This window comes from Saccharothrix sabaoui (assembly GCF_051756985.1).
GTDB lineage: Bacteria > Actinomycetota > Actinomycetes > Mycobacteriales > Pseudonocardiaceae > Actinosynnema.
This window is the reverse complement of sequence record NZ_JBPKJK010000267.1, coordinates 1-7,629: the sequence shown is the minus strand read 5'-3', so window position 1 is coordinate 7,629 and position 7,629 is coordinate 1. Positions and strand designations below refer to the sequence as shown.

The window sequence follows — 7,629 nt, the reverse complement described above, 5'->3', positions numbered from 1 at the left end:
GGGGCGGGGACGAAACCGATGGTCAGCAGCACGTTGGCGTACAGCCTGCCGTCGCCGGTGGCGACGCAGACGGCCAGCTCCGGCGCGCGGCACGCGTCGTAGAAGTCCTGGCGCGCCAGCGGTCGCAGCGGCAGGTCCGGGCCGAGCAGGCGTTCGTACGCGGCCCACACCGGGGGAGTGCCGCCCTCGTCGGGCCGCATGGTGTGCACGGCCTCCACGGGGACCGCGGACAGCACCGGTTCCAGCACCTCGTCCACCGCCACCAGGCCGGGGCGCAGGTTCAGGTGCACGATCTCGGCCCGGTGGTGGGTGTTGGTGCGGTGCGCGTAGTTGGCGTCCGCGATCAACACCCTGCTCCCGTGGCCCGCGGTGGCCAGGGCGGTGAGCAGGGGCGGGTGCAGCAGGGGGTAGCGCAGCATCTGTGGGACCTCACTCCAGGACGAAGGTGGCGTCGGCGCGCCCGAGCGCGTCGGACACCTGGTTGAGCACGACCCGCGAGTTCGCGTGCCGCAGGTAGTGGCCGGGGTGGTTCTGCGCCTCGAACGACACGGCCGCGCCGTTCGCCAGGCCCGCCCGGCGGGTGAAGCTCGCGTCGCCCCGGAACGACGCCGAGCCGTCGTTGCGCTCCACGTGCACCTGGAAGTCGCGGTGCCGCAGGTAGTACCCCGGGAAGTTCGCGGACTCCAGCGACACCGTGCCCGACCCGGCCAGGCCGGTCACGAGCCGGAACTGCGAGTCCGCCAACGGCGACACGTTCGCGTCCAACCGGGCCGCGTAGTCGTAGTGCCGGACGAACGCGTCGGCCACGTTGGACGCCTTGAGCCGCACGGGCGTCGGGCCGTCCGCGACCGGGATGCCGAAGTCCGGCGTGCCGTCGGCCCTCCAGTAGACCTTCTGCACGCGGGTGCGGCGGTTGGGGTCGTTCAGCGGGTCGCCGGAGATGTCCCGGTAGCTCCGGTCGTGGTAGACCATGATGTCGCTCTGGCCGTCCTCGGACACCGTGAACGAGTTGTGCCCGGGGCCGTACTGGCTCGTCGCCGCGTTGCTCTGGAACACCGGGTTGGCGCTCTTGGTCCACGACGCCGGGTCGAGCAGGTTCGCCGACGCCGACGCGCTGAGCATCCCCAGGCAGTAGTTGGCGTCCGTCGCGCTCGCCGAGTAGGTGAGGAACACCCGCCCGCCGCGCTGCACCACGGCCGGTCCCTCGGCGACCTTGTGCCCGCGGGTCTCCCAGGCGAGGGTCGGCACGACCAGCCGCGCGACGGTGCCGGTGACCTGCCACGGGTTCGCGCCCATCCGGGCGAGGTAGACGTTGGAGTTGGTGGAGATCCCCGGTTCGGCCTGCGCCCAGGTCAGGTAGCGCGTGCCGTTGACCGCGAAGGTGGACATGTCCAGGGAGAAGGTGTCCCACGGGACGTTGACCCTGCCGCGCTCGGTCCACGTTCCGGTGAGCGGGTTGGCGCTGCTGTTCTCCAGCACGTAGGGCCGGATGCGCCACACGTCGTCGGTGCGGCCGGCGGCGAAGTAGACGTACCACCTGCCGTTGACGTGGTGGATCTCCGGCGCCCAGATGTGCGCCCCCATCTCGCCGCCGGAGTGCTTGCGCCAGATCACCGACTCGGGCGCGGAGGCCAGGCCCTGGAGGGTTGTGGCGCGGCGCAGCACGATCCGGTCGTACTCGGGCGCGGTGGCGGTGAAGTAGTAGTAGCCGTCGGTGTGCTTGAAGACGTGCGGGTCGGCGCGGTTGTTCGCCACCGGGTTGGTGAACTGCGTCGCGGGTGACGCCGACGCGGCGGGCGTGCCGACCGCGACCAGCGCGGCGAGCAGGACCACGACGGCGGTCAGGGCACGGGTGAGCTGCGGGCGAGTGGGCACCATTGCCTCCTCTGGACAAGCCGGTCTGTTAACGCTAACAGCGACGTTTGCTCTGCTCAACCACTGTTCGTCGGAGAAATTGCCCCTTGACGCCGCCTGCTTGTTAGCGATAACAGGCTTGTTCCGGCTGGCCTTCGACGGGCGTTCAGCGGGCGTTCAGCGGGCGGCGGGGACCTCGTCCACCACGTCGGCCGCGATCGAGGCCGCCGCGTCCCCGTAGCGGGCGTCGAGGTCGTGGAACAGCTCCTCGGCGCGGATCGCGGGCCAGTCCTCGTCCAGGAGCTCGGCCGGCAGGTGCGGGTCCCGGCGCACCAGCCCGAGCCAGTCGGTGTGCAGGACGAGCTGGCGGGCCAGGTCATCGGGCAGCGCGGGCAGCGGGTCGGCTCGGCCCCAGCGGGCGATGAAGGCGCGGTAGCGGTCCGCGATGGACCCGGTGTCGAACACGCGGTGCACCAGGTCGGTCGAGTCGGTCGGCTTGGCGTGCCGCGCGCTGAACACGGTGACGTGGTCCGCGAGGCCGAGGCGGTCGACGATGCCGGCGGCGTCGCGCGCGCCCGAGGCGATCCACAGGCCGTTCTGGAGCATCCCGAACCCGGCCCACAGCAGGTGCGAGCGCAGCTCGTGCCGGTCGCCGCGGCGGCTGTCGGGCAGCGAGAAGCCGACCAGCGTCCAGGTTCCGTCCCAGGCCCGGTCGACCGCGCCGGTCTCCCGGACCCGCCGCCTGCCGTCGCGCAGCACCTCGGTGGCGTGGTCGGTGAGGCCGAAGTAGACGCGCCTGCCGTGCCGCTGCCGGGTGAGCAGGCCGCGCGCGGCCATCCTGGTGAGCGTCGAGCGCACCGCCTCCTCGGAGACGCCGACCCGGGAGAACACGTCGATGACGCCGCCGGAGTACACCGCCGTGCCGCGGTCGAGCACGTAGAGGCCGAGGAAGGCCAGCATCAGCGACTGCGGGCGCGCGGGCGGCGGCGCGTCCCCGGGGCTCACGGTCACGGGGTCCAGGGTAATCGGGGGCAATTACGTTGGGCAGCGTCTAGACGGCCGTCACGAAACTGCCGTAGCTTCGGCGTGCGCCATGAACCGGAACTACGCCTGGACGCGAGGTCCGCCGTGCCGAACACCCAACTCCGCCGCGCCGTCGCGTCGAGCTTCGTCGGCAGCGTGATCGAGTACTACGACTTCCTCCTCTACGCCACCGCGTCCGCCGTGGTGTTCAACAAGGTGTTCTTCTCCTCGCTCGACCCGCTGGTCGGCACGATCGCCAGCTTCGGCACGTTCGCCACCGGCTACCTCGCCCGCCCGCTGGGCGGCGTCCTGTTCGGGCACTTCGGCGACCTGTTCGGCCGCAAGCGGGTCCTGGTGCTGACCATGGTGCTGATGGGCGTGTCGAGCACCCTGATCGGCCTGCTGCCCACCTACGCCCAGGCGGGCTGGCTCGCGCCGGCCGGGCTGGTCCTGCTGCGCGTGCTCCAGGGCGTCGCCGTCGGCGGCGAGTGGGGCGGGGCGGTGCTGATGTCGGCCGAGCACGCCACGAGCAGGCGGGGCCTGTGGGCGTCGTTCACCAACGCGGGCGCGCCCTGCGGCATGGTGCTGTCCACCGCCGCGCTCACCGCGACCGGCGCGGTCGTCGGCGAACGCGCGCTGCTCGACTGGGGCTGGCGCGTCCCGTTCCTGCTCAGCGTCGTGCTGCTGGGCGTGGGCCTGTTCATCCGCCACCGGGTCGAGGAGACGCCGGCGTTCCGGGCGCTGGACGCCCCGCGCCGCCGCGTGCCGCTGCTGGAGGTGCTCCGCGACCGACCGCGCGTGCTGCTGCTGGGCATCGGCCTCGGCCTGGCCGCGTTCGTCGTGCAGTCGACGCTGACGACGTTCGTGCTGGCGCACGGCGTGCAGGTCGGTCACGCCCGGCAGACCGTGCTCAACGCGCTGACGCTGTCCTCGGCGTGCGCCGTCGTCGGCATCCTGTCCTGGGCCGCGGTGTCCGACCGGTTCGGCCGGCGGCCCGTGCTGCTGGCGGGCGCGGCGTCGCTGGGGGTCTTCGGCTTCGCGCTGTTCCCGATGGTCGACGCCCGCGACACGACCCTGCTGGTGATCGCGCTGGTGCTGGGCCAGGGCGTGCTGCACCCCATGCTCTACGGGCCGCTCGCCGCGGTCTACAGCGAACTGTTCAGCACCGGGAACCGCTACACGGGGGCGTCGCTCGTCTACCAGGTGGCCGGCCTGGGCGCGGGGTTCGCGCCGCTGCTGTTCGCGGAGGTGCAGCGCGCCACCGGGGGGCGCGGCCTGGTGCTCGTCTCGTCCGTCATCGCCGCGTTCTGCCTGCTGAGCACGGGGTGCGCGCTGGCGCTGCGGGAGACCGGAACGCGCGAACTCCACCCGGCCGCCGTCGCCTGACGCGGCCGACCCGCTCTTGACGTTGGCGTGACTGCCATTTTAGGGTCCGGCATCTCGAAAACTTTCATCAAGGCTTTCGAAAGTTTCGGATACCCCACGCCGTCGTGAGGAAGCGAGACCTCCCTGATGAAGCCGACCCGCCTGGCCACCGCGGCACTCGCCGCCGTGGCCCTGTCGGTCCCGTTGGCGCTCGTGGCCTCGGCCGCGCCGAGCGTCGACCACCGGCCCCCCGGCCACGCCAAGAAGGACACCCTGCGCGAGGCCGCGCCCAAGGGGTTCCGCATCGGCACCGCCGTCGCCGGTGGCGGTCACCACGAGGACCAGCCGTACCCCGACCCCTTCTCCTCGGACCAGCCCTACCGCAAGGTCCTCGCCGCCGAGTTCAGCTCCGTCTCGGCCGAGAACCAGATGAAGTGGGAGTACGTCCACCCGGAGCGCGACCGCTACGACTTCGGCGCCGCGGACGCGATCGTCAGGTTCGCCAAGCGCAACGGCCAGGTCGTGCGCGGCCACACCCTGCTGTGGCACAGCCAGAACCCGGAGTGGCTGGAGCAGGGGAACTTCTCGAAGGAGGAGCTGCGCGCCATCCTGCGCGACCACGTCAAGACCGTCGTGGGCCGCTACCGGGGCGACATCCAGCAGTGGGACGTGGCCAACGAGATCTTCACCGAGACCGGTGAGCTGCGCACCACCGACAACATCTGGATCAGGGAGCTGGGCCCCGGCATCATCGCCGACGCGTTCCGCTGGGCGCACCAGGCCGACCCGAAGGCCAAGCTGTTCTTCAACGACTACGGCGTGGAGGGCGTGAACGCCAAGAGCGACGCCTACCTCGCGCTGATCAAGCAGCTCAAGGCGCAGCGCGTGCCCGTGCACGGCTTCTCCGCGCAGGCCCACCTGAGCACCCGCTACGGCTTCCCCGGTGACCTGGAGGCCAACCTGGACCGGTTCTCCGCGCTGGGCCTGGAGACCGCCATCACCGAGCTGGACGTGCGGATGGACCTGCCCGAGAGCGGCGTGCCGACCGAGGCTCAGCTCGCGCAGCAGGCCGACTACTACAACCGCACGCTCGTCGCCTGCCTGAACGTGGACGGCTGCGACTCGTTCACGATCTGGGGCTTCACCGACAAGTACTCCTGGGTCCCGGTGTTCTTCGAGGGCGAGGGCGCCGCGACGGTGATGTGGGACGACTTCTCCCGCAAGCCCGCGTACCACGCCCTGCGCGACACGCTCGCCAAGGCGGGCCGTCGCTGACCGTCCCCTGTGGACGCGCGGGGGCCGGTCGCCGACCGTCCCCCGCTCCGTCGTGCCCGGCCCCGGCCCAGTTGAGACCCGAAACATCCGCGAAACCCTTGGCCCGGGGGTGAACCCGGCAGATAGTTGTCGCCGCGCCCGCCGTCGGACGAAGGGGTTTCACGATGAGGTGGAGAACGGTGCTCCTGACCACCGGCCTGGTCCTGGGCCTGGCCGTGCCGGGCCAGGCCGCCGCCGGTCCGGTCGACAGCGGCCGGCCCGGCGTCGAGCCGACCATCGTCGACTCGACCCGGCACGGCGGGCGGACGGTGTCGTTCACGTTCGACGACGGCCCCAACCCGGTCGACACGCCGCGCCTGCTGCGGGTGCTGCGCAAGCACCACGTGAAGGCCGTGTTCTGCCTGTGGGGCGACCAGGTCGAGGCCAACCCGCGGCTGGTCCGCGCGATCGTCGCCGGCGGGCACACCCTGTGCAACCACGGCATGCACCACGACGACATGGGCACGTGGACGCCCGAGCAGGTCGAGGCCGACCTGAGGCAGACCGGCGCCGCGATCCGCCGCGCCGCCCCCGGCGCGCCCATCCGCTACTTCCGCGCGCCCTACGGCAGTTGGGGGCAGACGCCCGGCGTCGCCGCGAAGCTCGGCATGGTCCCGCTCGGCTGGCGGCTGGCCATCGCCGACTGGGAGCCGCCGGGCACCGACGTGCTGGTCCAGCGCCTGCTCGACGGCGTCACCGAGGGTGCCGTGGTGCTGATGCACGACGGGCCGAACGACCGCGCCCAGACGGTGGACGCCGTCGACCGGGTCGTCCCGCTGCTGCGCGCCGACGGCTGGCGCTTCGACCGCCCCGCCCGCGGCTGACCCGGAGGTACCCGTGCTGAAGCGTTCCCTCGGGGCGGTCGCGACCGCCCTGCTGCTCCTGGGCACGCCCCAGGCGTCCGCCGCGCCGCGCCCGACGTGGGTGGGGGCGTGGGCCACCTCGCCGACCACCGTGCCCGCGTCGGACACCACGTCGTTCGAGGACCAGACCCTGCGCCAGGTCGTGCGCCTGTCGGTCGGCGGGGGCGGCGTGCGGGTGCGGCTGTCCAACGAGTTCGGCACGCAGCCGCTCGTCATCGGCGAGGCGCACGTGGCGCGGCGGGCCGGGACGGGCGCGGCGATCGACCCGCGCAGCGACCGGCGGCTCACGTTCGGCGGGCGCACCTCGGTCACCGTGCCGCCGGGCGCGCCGCTGCTCAGCGACCCGGTGGCGCTGCCCGTGGCCGCCGACACCGACCTGGTGGTCAGCGTCCACCTGCCCCGGCGCACGCCCGCGACCACCGTGCACGCCTTCCCGTACCAGGACGGGTACGTGCTGGCGGGCAACGCCACCGGCCACGCCGACCCCGCGTCGACCGCCGTGCTGGGCAAGTGGCATTTCCTCACCGGCGTCGGCGTCACCGGTCCGCGCGGCGGCACCGTGGTGGCGTTCGGCGACTCGATCACCGACGGCGCGGAGACCACGCGCGGCGCGAACCGGCGCTGGCCCGACGTGCTGGCCCGGCGGTTCCAGGCCGACCGCGGCCTGCGGCACCTCGGCGTGGTCAACGCGGGCATCAGCGGCAACCGCCTGCTGCACGACCCGAACCCGCCCGCCGGCCACCCGGCGGAGGGCTACGCGAACTACTTCGGCCAGGCCGCCCTGCGCCGCTTCGACCGGGACGTGCTCGCCCAGCCCGGTGCCCGGCACGTCGTCGTGCTCCTCGGCGTGAACGACCTCGGCCACCCGGGCACCAGCGCCCCGCTGTCGGAGAAGGTGACCGCGCGGGACATCATCGACGCGCACCGCCGGCTCATCGCCCGTGCCCACGCGCAGGGGCTGCGCGCCTACGGCGGCACGATCACGCCGTTCAAGAACGACACGTTCGGCTTCTTCAGCCCGGAGAACGAGGCCGCGCGCCAGACCGTGAACCGGTGGATCAGGACCGGCGGCGAGTACGACGGTGTGGTCGACTTCGACCGCGCGGTCCGCGACCCGCGCGACCCGGAACGCCTGCTGCCCGTCTACGACAGCGGCGACCACCTGCACCCGAACGACGCCGGCATGGCCGCGATGGCCGACGCCGTGCCG

Annotated in this window: 7 protein-coding genes; 4 read left to right on the top strand and 3 right to left on the bottom strand. The window is 72.7% G+C overall.

Features of this window, described 5'->3' with window-relative positions:
- The 3 genes from ACR807_RS40255 to ACR807_RS40245 all read right to left on the bottom strand — a co-directional run.
- Positions 1 to 419 (bottom strand): RbsD/FucU family protein (locus ACR807_RS40255; RefSeq protein WP_438926802.1); only part of this gene is annotated, 419 nt, incomplete at its 3' end.
- 10 nt (positions 420 to 429) lie between these two features.
- A complete protein-coding gene (locus ACR807_RS40250) occupies positions 430 to 1,875 on the bottom strand; it encodes a family 43 glycosylhydrolase (RefSeq protein ID WP_438926801.1) in 1,446 nt (481 codons plus the stop codon).
- A gap of 156 nt (positions 1,876 to 2,031) precedes the next feature.
- Positions 2,032 to 2,865 (bottom strand): PaaX family transcriptional regulator, encoded by an 834-nt coding sequence (locus ACR807_RS40245; protein ID WP_438926800.1) that lies wholly within the window; start codon positions 2,863 to 2,865, stop codon positions 2,032 to 2,034.
- A gap of 75 nt (positions 2,866 to 2,940) precedes the next feature.
- On the opposite strand from ACR807_RS40245, the gene ACR807_RS40240 reads away from it, so the two are divergent.
- The 4 genes from ACR807_RS40240 to ACR807_RS40225 all read left to right on the top strand — a co-directional run.
- Positions 2,941 to 4,263, top strand: coding sequence for an MFS transporter (locus ACR807_RS40240; protein ID WP_438926799.1), 1,323 nt, complete (start codon positions 2,941 to 2,943; stop codon positions 4,261 to 4,263).
- A gap of 126 nt (positions 4,264 to 4,389) precedes the next feature.
- Positions 4,390 to 5,517, top strand: a complete 1,128-nt coding sequence (locus ACR807_RS40235) for an endo-1,4-beta-xylanase (RefSeq protein WP_438926798.1) — start codon at positions 4,390 to 4,392, stop codon at positions 5,515 to 5,517.
- A 164-nt stretch (positions 5,518 to 5,681) separates the two neighbouring features.
- Complete coding sequence (locus tag ACR807_RS40230; RefSeq protein ID WP_438926797.1) at positions 5,682 to 6,380, top strand: polysaccharide deacetylase family protein; 699 nt, start codon at positions 5,682 to 5,684, stop codon at positions 6,378 to 6,380.
- Positions 6,381 to 6,393: 13 nt separating this feature from the next.
- Positions 6,394 to 7,629 (top strand): SGNH/GDSL hydrolase family protein (locus ACR807_RS40225; protein ID WP_438926796.1); only part of this gene is annotated, 1,236 nt, incomplete at its 3' end.